Annotated in this window: 18 protein-coding genes and 1 other RNA gene; 12 read left to right on the forward strand and 7 right to left on the reverse strand. The window is 36.5% G+C overall.

Annotated elements, in window-relative coordinates; genetic code table 11:
• Nucleotides 1-40 precede the first annotated feature (40 nt).
• Complete coding sequence (locus B5X53_RS04045) at nucleotides 41-1,258, reverse strand: metal-dependent hydrolase family protein (RefSeq protein WP_232764113.1); 1,218 nt, start codon at nucleotides 1,256-1,258, stop codon at nucleotides 41-43.
• A 260-nt stretch (nucleotides 1,259-1,518) separates the two neighbouring features.
• On the opposite strand from B5X53_RS04045, the gene B5X53_RS04050 reads away from it, so the two are divergent.
• The 6 genes from B5X53_RS04050 (at nucleotide 1,519) to B5X53_RS19010 (ending at nucleotide 10,328) form a co-directional block, all read left to right on the forward strand.
• Nucleotides 1,519-2,109: a Crp/Fnr family transcriptional regulator gene (locus tag B5X53_RS04050; protein ID WP_079711961.1), complete on the forward strand. Its 591-nt coding sequence runs from the start codon at nucleotides 1,519-1,521 to the stop codon at nucleotides 2,107-2,109.
• Nucleotides 2,110-2,181: 72 nt separating this feature from the next.
• On the forward strand, nucleotides 2,182-3,492 hold the full coding sequence (locus B5X53_RS04055) for a M20 metallopeptidase family protein (protein WP_079711962.1): 1,311 nt from the start codon (nucleotides 2,182-2,184) through the stop codon (nucleotides 3,490-3,492).
• A gap of 216 nt (nucleotides 3,493-3,708) precedes the next feature.
• A complete protein-coding gene (locus tag B5X53_RS04060; protein WP_079711963.1) occupies nucleotides 3,709-4,929 on the forward strand; it encodes an alpha/beta hydrolase-fold protein in 1,221 nt (406 codons plus the stop codon).
• Between the two features lie 200 nt (nucleotides 4,930-5,129).
• Nucleotides 5,130-9,620: an ATP-binding cassette domain-containing protein gene (locus B5X53_RS04065; protein WP_079711964.1), complete on the forward strand. Its 4,491-nt coding sequence runs from the start codon at nucleotides 5,130-5,132 to the stop codon at nucleotides 9,618-9,620.
• A 118-nt stretch (nucleotides 9,621-9,738) separates the two neighbouring features.
• Nucleotides 9,739-10,014, forward strand: coding sequence for a hypothetical protein (locus B5X53_RS04070; RefSeq protein WP_079711965.1), 276 nt, complete (start codon nucleotides 9,739-9,741; stop codon nucleotides 10,012-10,014).
• A 158-nt stretch (nucleotides 10,015-10,172) separates the two neighbouring features.
• The gene (locus B5X53_RS19010) at nucleotides 10,173-10,328 is read left to right on the forward strand and encodes a hypothetical protein (protein WP_157822111.1); all 156 of its coding nucleotides are present in this window, start codon (nucleotides 10,173-10,175) and stop codon (nucleotides 10,326-10,328) included.
• Between the two features lie 10 nt (nucleotides 10,329-10,338).
• On the opposite strand, the gene B5X53_RS04075 is transcribed toward B5X53_RS19010, so the two are convergent.
• Nucleotides 10,339-10,536, reverse strand: coding sequence for a helix-turn-helix transcriptional regulator (locus B5X53_RS04075; RefSeq protein WP_079711966.1), 198 nt, complete (start codon nucleotides 10,534-10,536; stop codon nucleotides 10,339-10,341).
• On the reverse strand, nucleotides 10,533-10,925 hold the full coding sequence (locus B5X53_RS04080) for a hypothetical protein (RefSeq protein ID WP_079711967.1): 393 nt from the start codon (nucleotides 10,923-10,925) through the stop codon (nucleotides 10,533-10,535). The genes B5X53_RS04075 and B5X53_RS04080 overlap by 4 nt, the downstream gene beginning before the upstream one ends.
• Nucleotides 10,926-11,099: 174 nt before the next feature.
• On the opposite strand from B5X53_RS04080, the gene B5X53_RS04085 reads away from it, so the two are divergent.
• The gene (locus B5X53_RS04085; protein WP_079711968.1) at nucleotides 11,100-11,555 is read left to right on the forward strand and encodes a DUF4440 domain-containing protein; all 456 of its coding nucleotides are present in this window, start codon (nucleotides 11,100-11,102) and stop codon (nucleotides 11,553-11,555) included.
• 326 nt (nucleotides 11,556-11,881) lie between these two features.
• Here the strand turns inward: B5X53_RS04085 and fahA are convergent, their stop codons facing one another.
• Nucleotides 11,882-13,171, reverse strand: coding sequence for a fumarylacetoacetase (gene fahA / locus B5X53_RS04090; protein ID WP_079711969.1), 1,290 nt, complete (start codon nucleotides 13,169-13,171; stop codon nucleotides 11,882-11,884).
• Between the two features lie 110 nt (nucleotides 13,172-13,281).
• On the opposite strand from fahA, the gene B5X53_RS04095 reads away from it, so the two are divergent.
• A complete protein-coding gene (locus B5X53_RS04095) occupies nucleotides 13,282-14,556 on the forward strand; it encodes a serine hydroxymethyltransferase (RefSeq protein ID WP_079711970.1) in 1,275 nt (424 codons plus the stop codon).
• A 142-nt stretch (nucleotides 14,557-14,698) separates the two neighbouring features.
• Here the strand turns inward: B5X53_RS04095 and B5X53_RS04100 are convergent, their stop codons facing one another.
• The gene (locus tag B5X53_RS04100; RefSeq protein WP_079711971.1) at nucleotides 14,699-15,103 is read right to left on the reverse strand and encodes an acyl-CoA thioesterase; all 405 of its coding nucleotides are present in this window, start codon (nucleotides 15,101-15,103) and stop codon (nucleotides 14,699-14,701) included.
• Nucleotides 15,103-16,170, reverse strand: a complete 1,068-nt coding sequence (locus B5X53_RS04105; protein WP_079711972.1) for a glutaminyl-peptide cyclotransferase — start codon at nucleotides 16,168-16,170, stop codon at nucleotides 15,103-15,105. The genes B5X53_RS04100 and B5X53_RS04105 overlap by 1 nt, the downstream gene beginning before the upstream one ends.
• Nucleotides 16,171-16,257: 87 nt before the next feature.
• Here B5X53_RS04105 and ffs point away from each other — a divergent pair.
• The 3 genes from ffs to fsa all read left to right on the forward strand — a co-directional run bounded on the left by ffs (nucleotide 16,258) and on the right by fsa (nucleotide 17,914).
• Nucleotides 16,258-16,356, forward strand: an RNA gene (gene ffs / locus B5X53_RS04110) — signal recognition particle sRNA small type.
• A gap of 44 nt (nucleotides 16,357-16,400) precedes the next feature.
• Nucleotides 16,401-17,222, forward strand: coding sequence for an SDR family oxidoreductase (locus tag B5X53_RS04115; protein WP_079711973.1), 822 nt, complete (start codon nucleotides 16,401-16,403; stop codon nucleotides 17,220-17,222).
• A 35-nt stretch (nucleotides 17,223-17,257) separates the two neighbouring features.
• Nucleotides 17,258-17,914, forward strand: coding sequence for a fructose-6-phosphate aldolase (gene fsa, locus B5X53_RS04120; RefSeq protein WP_079711974.1), 657 nt, complete (start codon nucleotides 17,258-17,260; stop codon nucleotides 17,912-17,914).
• Nucleotides 17,915-18,072: 158 nt separating this feature from the next.
• Here fsa and B5X53_RS04125 read toward each other — a convergent pair whose 3' ends face one another.
• Nucleotides 18,073-19,491, reverse strand: coding sequence for a TlpA family protein disulfide reductase (locus B5X53_RS04125; RefSeq protein ID WP_079711975.1), 1,419 nt, complete (start codon nucleotides 19,489-19,491; stop codon nucleotides 18,073-18,075).
• A 177-nt stretch (nucleotides 19,492-19,668) separates the two neighbouring features.
• On the opposite strand from B5X53_RS04125, the gene B5X53_RS04130 reads away from it, so the two are divergent.
• A complete protein-coding gene (locus tag B5X53_RS04130; protein WP_079711976.1) occupies nucleotides 19,669-21,300 on the forward strand; it encodes an ABC-F family ATP-binding cassette domain-containing protein in 1,632 nt (543 codons plus the stop codon).
• Nucleotides 21,301-21,379: the final 79 nt, after the last annotated feature.

The following is a 21,379-nucleotide window of genomic DNA, read 5'->3' on the forward strand; positions in this document are numbered from 1 at the left end:
TACTTCCAAACTGAAAAAATCAGTATATTCAGAAATAGTCCTAATTTGATTTATCAACATCGATTTTACCATCTTTCATCACAAAAACGATATTTTCAATAGAACTTAGAAAATCCTTATTTATATCACCTTTTAAAGCAATAATATCAGCATAAGATTTTGATTTTAAAACACCTATTTCATCCTGCTTATTAAGACTTTTAGCAGCTAAATAAGTTGCTGACTGCAGAATGTTAAGTGGTTTCATACCAGATTCATAATAGGCTTTATACATATCCTGGGAGGAAACTCCACGAGGAACCTGGATATCAGAATAATTATCAGAACCTGCCACAATCATTACATCTTTCTCTATCGCTTTCATTAATCTGTCTTGCATATCATTCATATATCTATCTAACCAAGGGATTTCTTCGGGATCTTTTCCTTGTAGTTGGTAATAAGCTTCCATATAATCCCGACTATTTTCGGTTGGTACCAGGAAAACATTTTTATCAGCCATAAGATTAAGTGTAGAATCGGCTAGAAAAAATCCGTGTTCAATGCCATCTACTCCTGCTTTAATTGCGTTCCACGCAGAGTGATTTGTAATTGAATGAGCAGTAACAGTTAGTCCATTACTATGGGCAGTTTGAACAATAGCCCTCATTTCCGGAACTGTTAATCGTGTATTATTGGGTAAATTGTCCGCACAAATTTTTATCAAATCAACACCTTGATTAATATGTTCACGAACTGCATTTATAGCATCTTCAGGACTTTTAATGATACGGTATTCCTCATCTATAATTTCCTGATATTTCTTTTGTACACCGTAAATCTGGCCACCGGGACCAGACATAATTTGGCCAGCGGCAAAAATTCGTGGACCTTCAATAGAACCTTCATTAATTGCATTGCGTAAAGCTACATCCAGGAATTCTCCTGAATTTCCCAGGTCTTTTATAGATGTAATTCCCACATCAAGATAAGATTCAGCTCTTTTGACACCTCTCAAAGTTCTCAAAGCCTGATTTTTTAAAACCAATGTAGTTATGCTATGTTCTGCAAAATCATCTTGTGGTTCCTGATCAAACAATACGTGAGTATGCGCATCAATCAATCCGGGAAGAACCGTATAATTGCTTAGATCTATAATTTTAGCATCAGATGGGATCTTAATATTCTTTCCAACGTCAATTATTTCGTTACCATCAATGTGAATTATTCTATCTTTCAATAGAATATTTTGCTCACTATCATAAAATGAACCTGCCAAAATAAATTTTTCATTTTCCTGAGCCTTAATTATGGTTGTCAGAAAGACAAAAAGAAGTAAGCAATAAGATTTAATTGAAACCATAGAAAAAATTCATTTAAAGAGATTAGGGTGTCGGAATAATTGGTTTACAGCAAAATAAATATAGAAAAAATTGAAGAACAGTTGTTTATCCCAAATAAACGATAGCGATATAGGGATAATTGTAGTGATTGATCGCAATCAAAAAACATTATCTTTAACACGCTTAAATTCAAAAGATGGAAGTTGATTATAAAAAATATTTCGATTTATTTATGGAGCAGTTTCCGGAATTAAGCCCGGAAGCTAAAAACTTCACGAGGGCATCTTTGAGTTTGGAAAAGTATAGTAAAAAAGAATTTTTGTTTAAGAGTGGGCAGGTACAAAAGGAACTGGGCTATGTATGCGAGGGACTTTTGAGAAAATACTATATCAGTGAAAAAGGCAATAAAATAACTACAAGTTTCTTAAGTGAGCGCGGATATGCAACAGATTATCCGGCGCTTTTAAGACAACAGCCGTCTAAATACAATATTGAATGCCTTGAGCCTAGTATTATTATTAAACTACCATATATAAAACTTCAGGAAGCATACTTTAAACATAAGGAGAGTGAAATGTATGGTAGATTGATGGCAGAAAAGGTTTTAACCCGGGAAATTGATAGGGTGGAGAGCTTTCTCTTTGAAAATGCCGAAGAACGATATTTAAATTTTATCGAGAACAACAAACATATCATCAATAGAATAAGTTTAACTCATTTGGCCTCTTACTTGGGAATAGAAAGACAATCTTTAAGTAGAATAAGAAGTAAACTTGCCAAACCTTAGTTTTGTCACATATGTGTCAAGTGATATTTATTTTCAGCATTTAAATTTACTCCAGAATCAATAATCAAAGCTATGACATCTATTCAACAAAACATAAAATTCCTATTTCTAGTAATTATGCTAAGTAATTTCGGTTATAGTCAGGAAAAACAAGTTATCCCTTCAATTCACCAATCAATCCAATCCCAAACAGATAATATTTTTGAGAGCCTTGTGGAAATCAGGAGAGACCTTCATAAATATCCTGAAATTTCAGGCGAGGAAAAGAGAACCGCAGGGAAAATTAATGAATATTTATTATCCTTAGGACTTGAAGTTAAAAAGGGTATAGGTGGGAATGGAGTAGTAGGTATTTTAAAAGGCGCCAAAAAAGGAAGACATATTGCCTGGCGAGCTGATATTGATGCAATGTCTTCCGATATTCCTGATGTTGTGGAATTTAAATCAGAGAATCCCGGTATACGTCATATTTGTGGTCACGATGTCCATACTACTATTGCCATGGGAATAGCCAATGTTCTCAACAGTCAAAGAGAAAATCTTAAAGGAACGGTATATTTTATTTTTCAGCCAGCAGAGGAGACTTATAGAGGTGCAAAAGCTATGATAAATGATGGATTATTTGAGATTATTAATCCGGAAGAAATTTACGGACTGCATATAACGCCGTCCCCTGCAGGAGTGGTATCAACTAAAGAAAATAACGTCTATGCCCATAGAACTAAAATTGAAGTAGTATACCAAAGTACAAACCAAAATACTGCAGCACTTGATTACACAAAAGGTTTAATCTCCAATCTACAAACTTATGGGAAAGAGAGTGAATTTTGGGAGGATAAGAATTTAATGGATCCAGACTTGGGCTTAGCTAATAGGAATACAATCTACAGCAATTATATTGCTGTAAAGAGCGATTATTATATTAAGGAAACTGAGGATAAACTTAAGATAAGTGCGATCGTTGATGCTAGCGAAAAAGATTTACTCGAAAAATTTAAAACGACTATAAAAAATGTTATAAACGAATCTAAGTTTTCAGAGAACCTGCTTGCGGTAAAATTTAATTTCAGTAAAGAAATGCCAATAAAGGATACACCAATGAATGATAAAGAATTGGCAACCGCTACAATGAATAGTTTGGCTGAAATATATGGAGAGAATGTTATAGTTCCTGTTTACGGGGTAACATCGGGCCAAATGGCCGATGATTTCGCCTATTTTCAGGAGGAGGTTCCAGGAGTTTATTTCTTCCTTGGAGGTTCAAAATATGAGAAAGGGATTATCGCTATGCCGCATACGCCAAACTTTGCGGTAGATGAAGAATCTATGAGGGCCGGAGTAAAATATTTTTCTTCCATGATTGTAGAGCGATTATTAGACTAAAGTAGTAAGTCACACGCACTAACCGCAGTCAGTTTGGAGCGGAACAATGAAGTAACCCGTTTTAATAATTAGTTTCGTCGCTTCATTAAAAAGATTACCAAAATTTTACACTTATTTCTTACTTAAAGTTCCTTCAGATTATAATTGCCATTTGGGAAATACCTAATTTAGTCTGCTATAGGTATAAACCTTAATAGCAAGCTTTAAACAAATACTATGAAATTCAAATTTCTGATAGGCTTAATTTTATTCAGTTATTCAAGTTATTCTCAGATCCCAATCCCTATAGGTGAAACTGAAACAATTCATTCCGAAATACTTAAAGAAGATAGAATTCTTGAAATTCATCTACCTGAAAGTTATGGAGAATCAGACAAAACGTATCCGGTTCTTTATTTGCTTGACAGTTTTTATAATTTTTCACACGCCGTAGGTACTGTTGAATATCTTCAGTTAAATAGGCTCATTCCCGATATGATAATTGTAGGGATACGAAATACCAACCGCAACCGTGACCTAAGTCCAAATTCTCCAGAACTAAGTAAGGAAGAACGTGAAAGAATGGGAAGGCCTGGGGGAGCTGATAATTTTATTGCTTTTTTAGAAGAAGAACTAATTCCTTACGTTGAGAAGACCTATAAAGCAGCCCCGTACAGGATAATCTTTGGACATTCCCTTGGCGGACTTTTCAATGTATATACTTTTTATAAAAATCCGGAATTATTTGATGCGTATCTCACCGTTAGCCCCAGTTTATGGTATCCAAATGAATTAATCTCCCGGGACTTTAAGGATGTTTTTAAGAATCCTTCGAAATTAAGAGCCGCTTTTTATATGAGCCTGGCAGATGAAAATAAAGGAAACATGCGTGGGAATGTTCTAAAATTAAGCGGAGAATTCAATAATTATATAAATACTCATAAAGATGCGGGTCTTCGCTTTAAATATGAACCAATGCCTGAAGAATCTCACGGCACTGTTGGCTTGCCTTCAATATTTTCCGGTTTACCCTTTATTTTTGAACCCATTCAATATGAGATCCCCAGGACAAAGGAAGAAATACTGGCACAGGGAGGGCCCGAGGCTGCTATCAAAAACACAGTAGCGTATTTTGATGAATTATCAGAGAAATATAAATTTGAAGTTTCTAAAAAAAATGCCTTAACAGATTTGGGGTATGCCTTTTTGAGATTAGAAGAATACAAAGAATTTTCAGTAAATGCCTTTAAAGTAAATGTAGAAACTCAGCCAGATTCTTATGAGGCTTACTCAAGTTTAGGAATGGCATACGAGGAAATTGGTGAATTGCAAAAAGCAAAAAATAATTATGAAAAGGCCTTAAACCTGGTTATGAAAACAGATGATCCGGAATGGGAATTTTATAAGGCAGATTTAGATAATTTAAAAAGTAAAATGGAAGCAAAGCCTGGTAAATAGAATAGATTTTACAGGAATTATGCGAAAATCGAGATTTAAATTCCCAGCCGGTTTACTGCTGCTTATCTCCGGATAAATTATGTTAGAAAAGTAATCCGGTATTTTTTATTAGAGAAATCCTATACTTTCCTTAAAAGCCGGTCTCAGGCTGTATAATCTTCCTATTTTTATTTTTTTAAAAAGAGAAACAGTAAGCCTTTATGCGCATCATTAATGCCCACCAAAATAATCTCAAAAATATAAATTTAGAAATTCCGGAAAACCAATTAATCGTGGTTACCGGCTTATCGGGTTCGGGAAAATCTTCCCTTGCGATGGACGTGATTGCTAATGAAGGTTACCGCTATTTTTTAGAGAGTCTCCCGGCTTACAACCAACAAAATGCGCAGTTAATTCCCACTGCTGAAGTAGATGACATAGAATCACTTCCACCGGTAATCAAAGTAGAGCAGTCCAAGCGTTTCCAGTCCATTAATACTACTTTCGGAACACTTTCCGAAATTGCATCGGTCTTTAGAATTTTATTCGCTCGTTATTCCGCAGATGACACGATGAGCAAGTCGCTCTTTTCTTTTAATCATCGAAAAGGAGCCTGTGAACACTGCTACGGACTTGGTGAGGCAGAATATATAGATCTTAATAAATTGGTTGGTGACGAAAACAAAACCCTTCGTGAAGGTGCCATTACCACTACTTTACCTAATGGTTATATCGTTTATTCCCAAATTACGGTAGATGAACTAAATAAAGTTTGCCGGGCGCATGGTTTTAGTGTAGATATTCCCTGGAAAGAACTTACCGCTGAACAAAAAGAGGTGGTATTAAATGGAAGTGACCGCACCAAAGTCTTTTTTGGGAAACATACTTTGGAGTCTCGATTAAGATGGGAAGGTTTAAAAGCAAAGCCAAGGGAAGAAGGCTTTTATAAGGGTATGCTTCCCATTATGAAGAATATCCTAAGACTGGACAGGAATCCGAATATTTTAAAGTTCGCCAGTTCCAAAACCTGCCCCAGTTGTAAAGGAGCCCGAATTAAAGCTGAACATCTGAAATATAAATGGAAAGGCCGCAACTTTCAGCAATGGATGGAACTTCCTTTAAACGATTTATACAATAAGCTGAAAAGCCAGGATCTAGCGGATGGCGAACAGGTTTTGGTTGATAAGATCAGTATTCAATTGTTTGATCTTATATGGCTGGGAATGGAAGAATACCGCCTGGGTACTCCAAGTACCGAAATTTCTTCCGGGGACGCGCAGCGTATCAAATTAATCAAACAGGTAAACAGTAGCCTACAAGGAATTCTTTATGTTTTTGATGAACCTTCCATCGGTTTATCAGAAGACTATCAAAAATATTTACGCCATATTCTCAAACGCCTGATAAAGCGTGGGAATACGGTTATGGTGGTAGAGCATGACTTAAGTTTTATAAAATCTGCCGATTGGATCATCGAATTAGGCCCGGCTGCCGGGGCTTACGGTGGAGAGATCATTTTCAACGGAACCATCCAGGAATTTTTAAATGCAAAAGATTTATCCAGCCCTACCTTAACTGAATTACAAAAAGAATTTTCTAACCCTGATTCTGAAATAAAAAAAATCTCTGCGGATTCATTTCAGCCTAAACCGGGAGAATTAACCGTAGTGAGCAGAAAAACACCGCAACTCCTAAAAAAGCTTTCTAAACATTCAGAAAAAGAGGACTTAAAGTTGCTTACAGTATCCGATCAACCTATCGGAAAAACCCCCAGAAGTAATCCGGCCACGTATACCGGCCTGGCCGATAAAATACGAGATCTCCTAGCTAAATCCCCGGAAGCCAAAGCCCTGAAATTAGCTAAAGGAGCTTTTTCTTTTAATAATAAACGAGGAAGATGCGAAGCCTGTGAAGGTGCTGGTGTGATTACGCTTTCTATGAATGTTTTGGGCACTATTAACCAGGTTTGTCCTACCTGTAATGGCAAGCGTTTTAAGCCTGAGGTTTTGCAGGTGGAATGGAACAATAAAAATATTGCTGAAATCTATGACCTGAGTTTAGCCGAAGCTTTTGATTTCTTTTCAGGGGAAAAGAAAATCACCAAAATACTCGCTTTGATGCTGCAATTAGGCCTGGGTTATATTAAACTTGGCCAGCCTTCAAACACCTTGTCGGGTGGAGAAGCACAACGAATTAAGCTCACCAAACATTTTGCAAAACAATCAAAAAAGACGCTTTTACTGCTGGATGAACCCAGTATTGGTTTGCATCAGCAAAATGTGAGGCAGCTGCTAAAAGCTTTGCACCAGCTTAAAGAGCAAACCGCAGGGATTATTTGCTTTGAAAATCATCGGCTTTTTCAATCTTCATGTGATCTCCTGGTAGAAGATAATAGCAAATCTTCTCCACTGGAATTTGAAGAATCACCGGATCATAGTAGGAATACGATTTCTGTAAAGGGAGCTCGAACCCATTATCTAAAAGACCTGGAAGTAGATTTTCCGAAGAATCAATTAACTGTAATTACCGGAATTTCTGGTTCGGGTAAATCTTCTTTCGTTATTGACACCCTGCACGGTTATGGATTACAGGAAATGACCAAACAGTTTTCAAGTTATCAGCAGTCCAGGGTGGGAGTGAATTTTCAGTTTGAAGTAGATCATATTGAAGGGCTTACTCCAACGATTTGCGTTACCCGTAAGGAAAAGAGCTTTACAGATCGCTCTGATATTGCTAAACAAACGGGAATAGATAAGATTTTACGCTTTGCCTTTTCCCGAAAAGCTCAATACGTAGGAAAGGAACTATCTGCCAGTCATTTTTCCAATAATCACGAATTGGGAAAATGTGCCGTTTGCGACGGTATGGGGCAGGAATTGCTACCAGATTTGGATAAAATAGTTCTTGATAAAAACAAGAGTATTGCTGATGGTCTCTTTGAGCACAGCACGGCTCTGGCTTATTATGGTCAGGCGAGCAGCCAGTATATAGCGGTGGTGAGAGAGGTAGGTGCTAAAAATGGATTTAACCTGGAAACACCTTTTAATGAGTTGACCAACGAACAAAAAGATATACTTTTTAATGGCGCAGGCGAAACCGTTTGGAAAGCCAACTGGAAATTCAAAACCAAAACACGGGAAGGAATTCAGGAGGTAAGTATGAAATGGGAAGGTCTTTTTCATTACTTAAAAGAAGAATATTACAAAACCCGGAAGAATAAAAATATTGAAAAGCTGAAAGCCCTTTTTTCTCTGGAAGAATGTAGTCATTGTGCAGGAAGCGGATTAAAACCGGAACGCTTAGATTTTCATATTGGGGGAAAATCAATTCACGAAATACGCACAATGGATTTTAAAGCTTTGGAAAACTATCTTTCTTCCGATTCTAAGATAGAGAAAATTGATCAAAAACTTATCTCGAATATTCATCCTCATTTATTAAACACTATAAAGCGGGCTAAGCAGCTGCATATTAATCATCTTCAATTAAACCGAAAATCGAACACCCTTTCCGGGGGAGAAAATCAACGCGTAGCACTCATAAAACAATTAAATAGTCCGTTGAAAGGGATTACGTATCTTTTGGATGAACCTTCAGCAGGATTGTCTAATGACAATATCCCAGACCTTATTAATATTCTTAAAGAACTTATTGCAAAAGGCAATACAGTGATTGTGATTGAACACAACAAAGAGATTATCCTCAAAGCTGATAAGTTAGTGGAAGTCGGTCCTAAGGCGGGGAAGTTGGGAGGCTATATTACTTTTGAAGGAAATCCGAAGAATTATTTAAAGAAGAAAGATTCTCATTCTTTTTTAAAAGAACCTTCTAAAGCAATTAATTTAAAAGATGCAAAAGATTCAGTTTCTATCCGGAGAATATCGAAACATACTTTAGTAAAAGACCATTTAAAAGTTCCCGTGGGCGGTATTACGGCTATTAGCGGTAAATCTGGAATAGGTAAGACCACTTTAGTCAAAGACATCCTGATTCCGAGTATTGAAACGGGTAAGCCGGTAAATTGTGAAGGCATAAAGTTTCCGAAAAAATATTCAGAAGCGCATTACTTTGAGACTAAAAAACTAAGAACACACGCGAATACCTTATTAGTTTCTTATTTGAATTTACTAAAAGATATAAGTAAAATTTTTGCAACCGAAACAAAATTAAAACCTCGGGATTTTTCATATAAAACAAAAACCAGTCAGTGTCCAAACTGCAAAGGAAAAGGCTATCTGGAAACCAGCCTGGATGTAGCCGCTAATGCCATTGAAAAATGCGCAGTTTGTAAGGGGCAGCGCTATCAACCGGATATTCTGAAACATACTGTTAATTCGAAGGATATAGCTGACGTACTCGCTTTAAATCTAATGGAGCTAAAAGAATGGTTCGCGGGGACTAAGGTTTCAGATAAAATTATTCCGTTCTTAAATCAATTGGAGGAAATCGGGTTGGCGCATCTTCGTTTAGATCAGCCGGTACAATCACTTTCCTCGGGAGAAAAGCAACGATTGTTGTTACTGAATTGGTTACAGAATACAACTAACAATACGCTTTATATTCTGGATGAACCCAGCACCGGATTGCATTATGCTGATATTGATCTTTTGTTTGAAATATTGAAAAAGCTTAGTAAAAACAATGATTTATTGATCATAGATCATAATCCGTATTTGTTAGGAAAAATAGGAGTTGGGGTGGTTTTGGAGTAAGTTATTTTTTGAGAATCTTTTCCTTTTCTTATCGAATTCAAAATTTTTCCTATTTTTAAAATCTCTTTAGTAATTTCTATAAATCCTAATTCGATCACTTTTAAAAATTCCCGTATTGATGAATAAATTAGTAGTTAGCCGGAGATCTGAATGGACAAACAGAGCCAGAAAAATTGGTTTATATCTTAATGATCAAAAAATTGATACCATAGGCAATGGGGAATCAAAAGAATTTGATTTAGAGCCCGGGAATTATAAATTGAAAGCAAAAATTGACTGGTGCGGTAGCCAGGGACATCATGTTGAAATTAAAGATAACGAGGTTACCAAAGTAGAAATCACAGGATTTACTCAAAATAAATGGGTACTACCGGTATTTATCATACATTATTGAGATAAATAGTGTTTTAATGATCGTTTTCTCTACGTGTCTTTTATTATATATTCTCTATCCAATAACTTTCGGTAAAAATCATTACCTCAAACTAATCCAGAGATAATTAAACCCGCAACCTTCAGCATAATTGATAAATTCTCAAGCATTTAAATAAGATGAATAAAGTAAGAATTACCGGTTTTGTATTATTGGCAATTGGGATTGGTTTATTTTCTTTAATCGACGGAGATTTAGCCGACATATCTGCCGGCTTACTAACAGGGCTGGGGGTCGGTTTATTATTAACCGGTCGTCTAAGGTTTCAGAAGTAAGTACTCACATTTAATTTTCTTCAAAAGAAAAAATAGCTTCTATTGGTAATTTAAAGAGCTTGGAAATTCTAAATGCCGTTGGCAAACTGGGATCAAATTTCTCTTTTTCTATGGCATTAATTGTTTGCCGCGAGACCCCAATAATATCTGCTAAATCTTCCTGGGTATAGTTATTTTCGGCTCTTAGTACTTTTAATTTGTTTTTCATGCGTAGCGTTTCGTATTTACGGTGACCAAAACCAAATAGGTTAGACCTATAAATATTACCAGGTTGCTTATTTCCGCATTATATGCAATTAAATTGGTGGCGTCAAGTAGGGAATACGTTAAGCCAACTACCACCGCCAATCCCAGTGTTAAAGCCAAAGATTCTAAATGAATTTTACGCTCTAGCTCATCAAAATTATTAAACATTCTCCGGTTAGCAATAATCATTAAAATTCCGTGGACAAAGTTTACTGAAACTGCCAATGTGGTTAAAACACTATGTTCGTCCCAAATGTACTTAGGGCCAAAAGAGGCAAGAGCAAGGGTGGCTACCCAAGTCCAGGTCCAAATGGCAAGGATGTAAAGATTCTTTTTTCGTTCTGCTTTCATTTTTAATGTAATTAATAGTTTACTTTATGTAATGTTTACTTTACAAACATACATGATTATTTCAAATGTAAAGTGTTATTTACATAAAATTTTTTCTGAACTATTGCGAAAGAAAAATTTTGTGAATCAGCAATTTCTTAATTTAGTATCTTAAATTCTAAAATAATCATCCCAATGAAAAGAATATTTCAAGTGTTAATTATATTGCTAACCACAGTTACTATTGGCCAAACCTCTGAACAGACTAAGGAAGAAAAGATAAAAGATCTTATTGAAAATTCTTTTCAAAAGATATTTTCGGATATGGAGCCTAAAGCGTTAGACACATATTGTACACCAGATTTCTTACTCCTGGAAACCGGGGAAGTTTGGGATATGGATAAGATGAGAAATTATATTAAGGAAGGGGGTGAGCAAAAATCAGGCGTTAAAAGGATTAATTCTTTTGATTTTATTGAAATAAAAATTGAAGGTAAAATGGGCTGGGTTGCTTATCATAATAAAGCCGAATTTCTGTCGGGAGATGAGGTAGTAAGAGAAATAAACTGGCTGGAAAGTGCCTCTGCCATTCTTACGGATGAAGGATGGAAACTTCAGCTGCTCCATTCTACCATAGCCAGGGAGGAGTGATATTAAGCCTGGCTTTAAACATTATATTTCAAAAAATTTTTAATTTTCGGGGCAAGCTTGGTCGCATTTTAGTCTCGATTATCGACTAAAAATAATTTTCAAAGCTTTCTTTCACTATCTTTACCGGGTTAATGCTAAACTATTTAGAAATTATGGCAAAAGAAAAATCACCTTCAAAGAATTCGGCTAAAAAAGAACCGGTTTTGAGTTTAAAGGAAAAGCGTGCTGCCAAGGCCGCAAAGAAAAAGAACAGAAGTTAATTAGATATTTTATTTAAAAAAAGAGGCTGTCTTAGACAGCCTCTTTCTATATAGTTTCAAGAATTTTTATTTTTTCTTAGGTTCAAAAACCGGTAATAACTGGCTGCTTACTTCGCCGAAACCAATTCTGCGGCCTTTGCTCTGGCAATATCCGCGCATAATTACCGTGTCGTGATCTTCAATAAATTTACGTTCACTTCCATCTTTTAATTTGACAGGCTTTTCACCTTTCCAGGATAATTCCAACATAGAACCATAACTATCTGGTGTTTTACCAGAAATTGTTCCCGAAGCCATCATATCTCCCGAATTCACTGGGCAACCGTTTATAGTATGATGCGCTAACTGCTGACTCATATTCCAGTACATATGCTTGAAATTAGTTTTTGCCAGTGGAGTTTCTTCAGAATTCTCCGGTTTAAGGGAAACTTCAAGATTAATATCAAAACTTTTCTTTCCGGTACTTCTTAAGTATGGGAATAATTCAACTTCTGGTTTTGGACTTTCGGTTCTAAATGGCTCTAAGGCATCTAAAGTAACAATCCACGGGGAAATAGAAGAAGCAAAATTCTTAGCCAGAAATGGGCCTAAAGGCACATATTCCCAAACTTGAATATCTCTGGCACTCCAGTCATTAAACAATACCATTCCGAAAATATAATCTTCGGCTTCGTCTATTGGAATTGGTTCTCCCAACACATTTGCATCTGTGGTAATAAAAGCCATTTCAACTTCAAAATCTACTCTTTTAGAAGGACCAAAAATAGGAGTATCAGAATCCTTTGGTTTTGTTTGTCCCTGTGGGCGGTGAACCGGGATTCCACTCGGGATTATAGAAGAACTTCTTCCGTGGTAACCAACGGGAATGTGCAGCCAGTTTGGTAAAAGTGCATTTTCAGGATCACGAAACATCGTGCCTACATTGGTAGCGTGTTCCTTGCTCGAGTAAAAATCGGTATAATCACCAACCTGAACCGGCATTTGCATTTCAATCTCATCCAGCGTAAAAAGCACACGGCTTCTATGCTCTTCGTTATCCCTTAATTTATCATTTTTTGCGTCAAAAATATCGGCAATTCGGTTTCTAACCAGTCGCCAGGTCTTTTTTCCGTCAGAGATAAAATCATTAAGGGTATCCTGTAAAAATATATCATCGGTTAACGGGATTCCTTCAAAATAGCCCAGTTGGTGCAGTGCGCCAAGGTCTATCGCAAAGTCTCCAATACGGGAGCCTATGGTAATTACATCGTCCCGGGTTAGGAATACCCCAAAAGGAATATTCTGAATAGGGAAATCGGTGTTTTCCGAAGTTTCCAACCAGGTTTTTCTATTTGGGTCGTTAGCTGTAATTGGCATATAATTTTTTGGTTTTATTAAGAAATCTAATGAATCCAAATATATTATTTTCCTGTTATTAACCGAATGTATTTCTTACTTTTGATGAATATTTAACGTAAACTTTTGAAATGCAACGAGACACCGAAATTTTTAATTTAATTGCGGAAGAAAAAGAACGCCAACTTAACGGACTTGAGTTAATTGCCAGCGAGAATTTTGTGAGTGAGCAGGTTCTGGAAGCTGCAGGTTCTGTACTTACCAATAAATATGCTGAAGGTTACCCAGGCAAGCGCTATTACGGCGGTTGTGAAGTGGTAGATAAAGTAGAGCAACTGGCCATAGATCGTTTAAAGGAATTGTTTAATGCCGAATATGCTAACGTGCAACCCCACTCGGGTTCACAGGCAAATACCGCGGTATTTCATACCTGCCTTAACCCGGGAGATAAATTCTTAGGATTTGATCTTTCTCACGGAGGGCATTTAACCCACGGGTCTCCTGTAAATTTCTCCGGAAAACTTTATAATCCTGTATTTTATGGGGTAGACAAGGAAACCGGGCTCATAGATTACGACCAGGTAGCTGAAATAGCCAAAAAAGAAAAACCTAAAATGATTATTGCCGGGGCTTCGGCATATTCAAGAGAAATTGATTATAAGAGATTTAGAGAGATTGCTGATAGTGTGGGCGCAATTTTGTTTGCAGATATCGCGCATCCAGCCGGTCTTATCGCTAAAGGATTAATTGGCGACCCAATGCCGCATTGCCATATTGTTACTTCAACCACGCATAAAACCCTTCGTGGGCCTCGGGGCGGAATTATAATGATGGGTAAAGATTTTGATAATCCTTTCGGCCAAAATCTTAAAAACGGAAAGCCTAAAAAAATGTCTACTTTGCTTAACAGTGGAATTTTCCCTGGAAATCAGGGTGGGCCTTTAGAGCATATTATCGCTGCTAAAGCGGTTGCCTTTGGAGAAGCTTTAACCGATGAGTTTTTACATTACACCGTACAGGTAAAAAAGAACGCTGCAAAATTGGCTGATATTTTTGTTGAAAAAGGATATGAAGTGATTTCCGGAGGAACTGATAATCATTGTATGCTAATAGACCTTAGAAATAAAAACGTAAGTGGAAAAGAAGCAGAAGAAGCTTTAAGTAAAGCTGAAATTACCGTTAATAAAAATATGGTTCCTTTTGATGATAAATCACCTTTTGTAACTTCCGGAATTAGAATTGGTACCGCTGCAGTTACCACTCGCGGACTTATAGAAGCAGATATGCCTAAAATCGTGGACTTCATTGAACGTGTAATTACCAATATAGATAATGATAGTGAACTTGAAGCCGTAAAGCAGGAAGTAAAAGCTATGATGAAAGGAAAACCACTTTTTAAGATGTAATTCTTTTTATTAGAATAAATTTTAAAAGCTTATTTGATAGTTGTCTTTAACGTCGTCCTGAACTTGTTTCAGGATCTAAGATTAAGAGGACTTTAAATAAGCTTTTTTATTTCCAAAGGCTTTGAAACTAAGGAAACCTATATTACTGCTGAAAAACCTTTTTTAATTCTTCAGAAATCTTCGTAGGTCTTTTCTTTTCCTGGTCCATAAGTGCCCAGGTGGTTTTTGCTTCTACCAAAACTTTTTCTGTTTCAGCATTTTTTATAATCACGTGTCGCACAGACTTTACGTGTGAAGTTTCCCCAACATAAGTTTGTAGTAAGATTTTATCGCCTAAAAAAGCCTGTTGCTTATAACTTATTTCGTGCGTGACAACTATCCAGAAAAATTTCTCATTTTGCTTTTTGGTAGCTCGCGCTTCCCAGTGCGCTTTCGCAACATCCTGAACCCACTGGACATACTGCACGTTATTCACATGGTTTTGTTCGTCTAGGTGCCTTTCTTCAACTAAAAAGCTTTGTTCAAATATTTCAGGGGTTTCAGCCATTATTTTTCTATTATTTCTACCTCAAAAACCTTGTCCCAGTTTTTTCCGGTTACGTAAAGTTGGTTAGTATTTTGGTTATAGGCAATTCCGTTTAAAACGTGATTTTGAGAATCTAAATCTTCAAGATTAGATAAACGTTCCCGTAATCCCCTAAAATCTATTACGCCTTCAATCGCTCCGTTTTCAGGATTAATAATGGTAACACTTGGGAACTGGTAAGTATTGGCATAAATCTTTCCGTCAACCCATTCCAGTTCATTAAATTTTGAATAAATCTTGGTGTTGGTAGCAACCTGGATAAAATCTTTTTCAGCAAGAGTTCCGGAATCCAGGATCCAGATCTTTTCGGTACCATCGCTTTTATACAGTTTTTCACCGTCGTTACATAAACCCCAACCTTCTTTACTCTGGTTATAACTAAAAGTCCCGGTTTGTTCAAAGTCGTCTAAATTGTAAATCAAACCTTCTTTTTCTCTCCAGGTTAGTAGAAAGAGTTTATTATCAAGAATGGTTAACCCTTCGCCAAAGTAAGTGTCTTCCAGGTTAATTTTATTTAAAACTTCGCCGGTTTCTAAATTTAATTTTCTTAAAGATGAACTTCCATATTGCCCGGTGCTTTCATATAAAGTATCCTGGTAAAATTCCAGGCCTTGAGTATAAGCTTCGTTATCATGCGGGTATTCCTTGATTACCTTATAAGTATAAGCTTTTGGAGATTGGTTGTTCAAAATCTTAAGGTTATCACTAATGGTGTCGGTTTCTCCTTCAGAAAAAACGATGGCTTCCAATTTTTGGCGCCCTAATTTTGTGTTTTCTAAAGCAACCGAGAATGAGGTTTCTGTTTTTAAGGTTTGAAGATATTTTTGCTGAAAATAAAGCTGAATAGAATCAATTTCACGGTCCTTTAAACTTTCAATAGAACCTTCAATCGTTTCTCCAAGCTTAAATTCGGTCTTGTTTTCGGCGATTTTCAATTTAAAATAAGAAGTTTTTTTATCAGAATTACTTCCGCAGGAAAAAATTATAAAGCCTAATAATAACAGCCCCAGTAACTTAAATTTGTTCATTATTCTTTTGCATTAAATACCTTGCTAAAATACTTAATTCGCTTTAAAAAATACTTGTGCAAAGTAGGAAAGATTGTATATTTGCAGCGGCAAGTCCCACACAACCAGCTCCTGCTGAATCCCCCAGGGCGGGAACGCAGCAAGGGTAGGCGGTCGTAGCGGTGTGATGTGGGGAGCTTGCCATTTTTTGTTTCTAAAAGGTTCTAAATTTTATCGCATATTTGCAGCCTATGAAAACAAATACTTCACCTCAAAAAGTAGTGCTTATTACCGGAGCTTCTTCCGGAATTGGAAAATCCATAGGCGAATATCTTTCTAAACAGAATTTTAAAGTTTACGGCACCAGCCGAAACCCCTCAAAAATATCTCATCCTCCTTTTACAATGGTTGCCTTAGACGTGACGAAAAAGGAAACTATTGCGACTGCAATTGAGCAAATAATTGCTGAAGAAGGTAAAATTGATGTACTTATTAACAACGCCGGAGTTGGAATTACGGGTCCTATCGAGGAGACTCCCGATGAAGAAATCGCCAAAGCTTTTGAAACCAATTATTTTGGACCTATTAAAGTGATAAAAGCCGTTTTGCCGGGAATGAGAAAACAGAACAGCGGATTAATTATAAATATTACTTCTATCGCGGGGTATATGGGACTTCCATACCGCGGAATTTATTCTGCTTCCAAAGGCGCTTTGGAACTCACTACCGAAGCCTTTAGAATGGAATTAAAGGATTTTAGTATTAAAATGACGAATGTGGCGCCGGGTGATTTTGCGACAAATATCGCAGCAGGTCGTTACCACGCACCTGTACTCGATGATTCTCCTTATAAGGAACCTTACGGGAATACCCTGAAATTAATGAATGAAGATGTGGATGCTGGGAAAGATCCTTTGCTAATGGCCAAGGTCGTGCATAAAATTATTCAGGAAAAAGACCCTCGTGGGCATTATAAAGTAGGAGAGGCGCTTCAGAAATTTTCGGTGGGTTTAAAGCGAATTTTACCCGATAAAGTCTATGAAAAAATGCTCCTTAAGCATTATAAGTTATAATTTTGCAAAAACAACATATTAAACAACTATAGATTATGAAATTTTTTATTGATACAGCCAATCTTGATCAAATTAGGGAAGCCCAGGCCCTGGGGGTTTTAGATGGTGTAACTACCAACCCGTCTTTGATGGCGAAAGAAGGGATTTCCGGAAAAGATAATATTTACAAGCACTACAGGGAAATTTGTGAAATTGTAGATGGTGACGTAAGTGCTGAAGTAATTGCTACCGATTTTGACGGCATTGTAAGAGAAGGTGAGGAGCTTGCAGAACTACACGAGCAAATTATTGTAAAAGTTCCTATGATTAAAGAAGGGATCAAAGCGATAAAATACTTTAGCGATAATGGGATTAAAACCAACTGTACATTAGTATTCTCAGCAGGACAGGCTTTACTTGCTGCGAAAGCGGGAGCAACTTATGTTTCCCCGTTTATTGGCCGTTTAGATGATATTTCTACCGATGGTTTAAACCTTATTGCAGATATCAGGTTGATTTACGATAACTACGGATTTGAGACTGAGATTCTTGCCGCTTCTGTGCGTCACAGCATGCACATTTTAGAATGTGCTAAATTAGGTGCAGATGTTATGACCGGGCCACTTTCTTCTATTGAAGGTTTATTAAAACACCCACTTACCGATATTGGTTTAGAGAAATTTTTATCAGATTATAAGAAGGGAAATCAGTAGGTAACTGCTGAAGTAAAATTAGCGGAAAGGCTATTTAAAGAGTTTTCTTTACGTCAAGCTGTCCCGAGCTTCGGGATTATTTCAGCTTCGAATATGTTGGATCCTGAAACAAGTTCAGGATGACGATAAATCTAAAAAGACCATTTAAATAGCCTTTTTTAATTATTCAAAAACTCCAGGATTTGCCTTTCAAAATTGGGAGTATTTAGTTGTGCTTCCCCGTTTACAATATTCCCGTTAGTATCCAGGAAAATGAGTTTGTTAAGGTAGTTTTTAAGTAAATTAACTTTGATTTTAGCAGGGTTTAATTTGTATTCCCTCTCCCGGTTCATTCCGTATATTTCTATAGTATTCTTCCAGGATTGGTGAGAATCTTTATCAATGTTAATTCCTACAAATTCCAGTTCAGGATATTTTTCCCGTAGGGTAGCAATAATAGAATGTTGCCATTTATAATGTTCCGGTGCTTCCATAGACCAATGATAGGTAACTATAGGTTTATCTGAAATTTCTTTTAGCGAAACGGTATCTTCTTGAAAACTGGTCAAAGATAAATTTCCAATATTATTCCCCGGAAGCAAGCTTTTTTGAATTCCGGCCATTTGTTTTAAATCGGGCAGATTTTTTCCACTAAACTTAATGTCTTCAAGAATCCCCAGAATACTGTCAATCTTTTCAGCATTGTTTGAAAATACCAGTCCTTGAATTGCCAGACGGTTTATAAAAATATTTTTGATTTCTTCTTTTTTAATTAAAGAGTCGGCTAAGCTAATTCGATATTGAATATTGTCTACCGAGTGTAATTCAAAGCAATCTGAATTAGTGTCATATTCTTCCAGACACCTTTCGATAGAGCGAGTTCTTAAGTAATCTTCAATAAAATTTAGATAACCGTAGTATTCTTTAAGTTGAGTGTCGTTAAAATTAAGGTCTTCCCGATAATCGTGAAAATCATCTGGAATTTGCTGGGCGAGCTCGTTATAGTACTTCTTCACCAAAAACGTATAACGTTCCCTAAGGTGATAAAAATCGTAATCTATACTGTTATTGGCCAATTCTAAAAACGATTCAGAAAATTTTTTCTTTTCGTTTAAATCTTTTAATTTATTTTTCCTGGTATTCTTAATAGAATCGGTAATCCCGGCAAACTCGCTGGGATTAATTTTATAATAGGAAAGCATTAAATTATTATTCCTTTCGTTATTAAGGAACATATCAAGCAAAAAACTACTTTTCGCTGCCCCGGGACCACTAAAATTAAGCGATTCATCAAACTGCATAGTATTTAACCACACCAAAACACTATCGCCTGGTTCCAAATACATAATTTGATTTTCAGGTGGATGGTTAAAACTGTAAATCCCGGCTTCTAAATCCTTGAAATTTTTACCAAATTGATTGTTTTGATCCAGGAAGAGGGTGTCTATAGTCTCATTATCTTTAGAAAGAATAAAATAGGGGTTGTAAGGGTTCATAATTTGACCGCCAACAAAAGTTCCTTTCTGGTCTTTTTGAGAGTCATTACAACCGGTAAATAATATAACTCCGATAAGAAAAAAAAGTAAATAATATTTCATGCAGATCTTTAAGAACTAAGGACTTGAAATGCCGTTGATTTTGGCATCATCCGCAAATATAGTCTGAGCCAAATACCTTGAATGTTAATCGGGAGTTAAAAGAATAATAAAAACGTTAATCTTTAGATAAGTGTTGAAGTTTGGCTATTTTTGCAAAAATTTTCAAATTCTATTTTTATGCTTTCAGTATCAAATCTTTCGGTTCAATTTGGCAAGCGTGTTTTGTTTGATGAAGTGAACACCACTTTTACCCAGGGCAATTGCTATGGGATTATTGGAGCCAACGGCGCCGGAAAATCTACTTTTTTAAATATCCTCTCAGGAAAATCTGAGCCTACTTCCGGGCGTGTTCATCTTGAGCCGGGAAAGCGAATGTCTGTACTGGAGCAAAATCACAACCTTTATGATGATACGCCGGTTTTAGATACCGTAATCCTGGGAAATAAGCCTTTAGCTAAGATTAAAAAGGAGATGGATGAAATCTATATGAAAGAAGATTTTAGCGATGCCGATGGAGAAAGAGTAGGGGTTTTGCAGGTAGAATTTGAAGAAATGAACGGCTGGAATGCTGAAAGTGATGCCGCCTCTTTACTTTCTAACTTAGGGATAAAAGAGCAACACCACGCTACTTTAATGAAAGATCTGGATGGTACACAAAAAGTTAGGGTATTATTGGCGCAGGCACTTTTTGGAAATCCAGATGTACTAATTATGGATGAGCCTACCAATGATTTGGATTATGAAACCATCTCCTGGTTAGAGAATTTTCTGGCAAATTATGATAACACAGTGATCGTGGTTTCTCACGACCGCCACTTTTTAGATGCTGTTTGTACCCATATTTCTGATATCGACTTCGGAAAAATAAATCATTTTAGCGGTAACTATACTTTCTGGTATGAGTCTTCTCAGCTTGCAGCGAGACAACGTGCCCAGCAGAATAAAAAATCTGAAGAAAAGAAGAAGGAATTACAGGAGTTTATTCAGCGTTTTAGCGCGAACGTAGCCAAGTCTAAACAGGCTACTTCCCGTAAAAAAATGATTGATAAACTTAATATAGAAGATATAAAACCTTCTAGCAGAAGGTATCCTGCAATTATTTTTGAACGCGAGCGTGAAGCCGGAGACCAGATTTTGAATATTGAAAAACTGGAAGCTTCAATTGAAGGTGAAACCCTTTTCAAAAACGTAAATATCAACCTTGCTAAAGGTGATAAAGTTGTGGTTTATTCCCGCGATTCCAGAGCTACTACTGCTTTTTATGAAATTATAAACGGAAACCAGCAAGCGGTTTCGGGAAAATATTCCTGGGGAGTTACCACCAATCAATCTTATCTTCCGTTAGATAATTCAGAGTTTTTTGATAACGATCTTACTTTGGTAGACTGGCTTAGGCAATGGGCCAAAACCGATGAAGAAAGGGAAGAAGTTTATATTCGCGGTTTCCTTGGAAAAATGTTGTTTAGTGGTGAAGAAGCTTTAAAAACTTCTAAAGTACTTTCCGGAGGAGAAAAAGTTCGTTGTATGTTAAGCCGAATGATGATGATGAGAGCAAACGTGGTAATGCTGGATGAACCAACCAACCACCTTGATCTTGAATCTATTACTGCTTTTAATAATTCCCTGAAGAATTTTAAAGGAACGGTAATGTTTACCACGCACGATCACGAATTTGCACAAACTGTTGCCAACCGTGTAATAGAACTAACACCTGGTGGAGCCATAGATCGTTATGCTACTTTTGATGAGTATATGAGCGATAAAAAAATAAAGGAACAACGTGATAAAATGTATGCTATAGAGGCGTAGTTTAGTAGGGTCATTTCCAGTTTATTTTGGGATCTAAATATGATTTTAGATAAAAATTAAAACCCGGTAAGCAATTACC

Origin of the sequence: Salegentibacter salinarum, from assembly GCF_900168115.1 — a bacterium.
Taxonomy (GTDB): domain Bacteria; phylum Bacteroidota; class Bacteroidia; order Flavobacteriales; family Flavobacteriaceae; genus Salegentibacter; species Salegentibacter salinarum.

Coding starts and splice junctions, on each gene's coding strand:
- B5X53_RS04065 (WP_079711964.1), top strand. CDS start 5,130: ATGCGCATCATTAATGCCCACCAAAATAATCTCAAAAATATAAATTTA.
- B5X53_RS04085 (WP_079711968.1), top strand. CDS start 11,100: ATGAAAAGAATATTTCAAGTGTTAATTATATTGCTAACCACAGTTACT.
- B5X53_RS04100 (WP_079711971.1), bottom strand. CDS start 15,103: ATGGCTGAAACCCCTGAAATATTTGAACAAAGCTTTTTAGTTGAAGAA.
- fsa (WP_079711974.1), top strand. CDS start 17,258: ATGAAATTTTTTATTGATACAGCCAATCTTGATCAAATTAGGGAAGCC.
- B5X53_RS04075 (WP_079711966.1), bottom strand. CDS start 10,536: ATGAAAAACAAATTAAAAGTACTAAGAGCCGAAAATAACTATACCCAG.
- B5X53_RS04115 (WP_079711973.1), top strand. CDS start 16,401: ATGAAAACAAATACTTCACCTCAAAAAGTAGTGCTTATTACCGGAGCT.
- B5X53_RS04105 (WP_079711972.1), bottom strand. CDS start 16,170: ATGAACAAATTTAAGTTACTGGGGCTGTTATTATTAGGCTTTATAATT.
- B5X53_RS04125 (WP_079711975.1), bottom strand. CDS start 19,491: ATGAAATATTATTTACTTTTTTTTCTTATCGGAGTTATATTATTTACC.
- B5X53_RS04060 (WP_079711963.1), top strand. CDS start 3,709: ATGAAATTCAAATTTCTGATAGGCTTAATTTTATTCAGTTATTCAAGT.
- B5X53_RS19010 (WP_157822111.1), top strand. CDS start 10,173: ATGAATAAAGTAAGAATTACCGGTTTTGTATTATTGGCAATTGGGATT.
- fahA (WP_079711969.1), bottom strand. CDS start 13,171: ATGCCAATTACAGCTAACGACCCAAATAGAAAAACCTGGTTGGAAACT.
- B5X53_RS04050 (WP_079711961.1), top strand. CDS start 1,519: ATGGAAGTTGATTATAAAAAATATTTCGATTTATTTATGGAGCAGTTT.
- B5X53_RS04095 (WP_079711970.1), top strand. CDS start 13,282: ATGCAACGAGACACCGAAATTTTTAATTTAATTGCGGAAGAAAAAGAA.
- B5X53_RS04080 (WP_079711967.1), bottom strand. CDS start 10,925: ATGAAAGCAGAACGAAAAAAGAATCTTTACATCCTTGCCATTTGGACC.
- B5X53_RS04070 (WP_079711965.1), top strand. CDS start 9,739: ATGAATAAATTAGTAGTTAGCCGGAGATCTGAATGGACAAACAGAGCC.
- B5X53_RS04055 (WP_079711962.1), top strand. CDS start 2,182: ATGACATCTATTCAACAAAACATAAAATTCCTATTTCTAGTAATTATG.
- B5X53_RS04130 (WP_079711976.1), top strand. CDS start 19,669: ATGCTTTCAGTATCAAATCTTTCGGTTCAATTTGGCAAGCGTGTTTTG.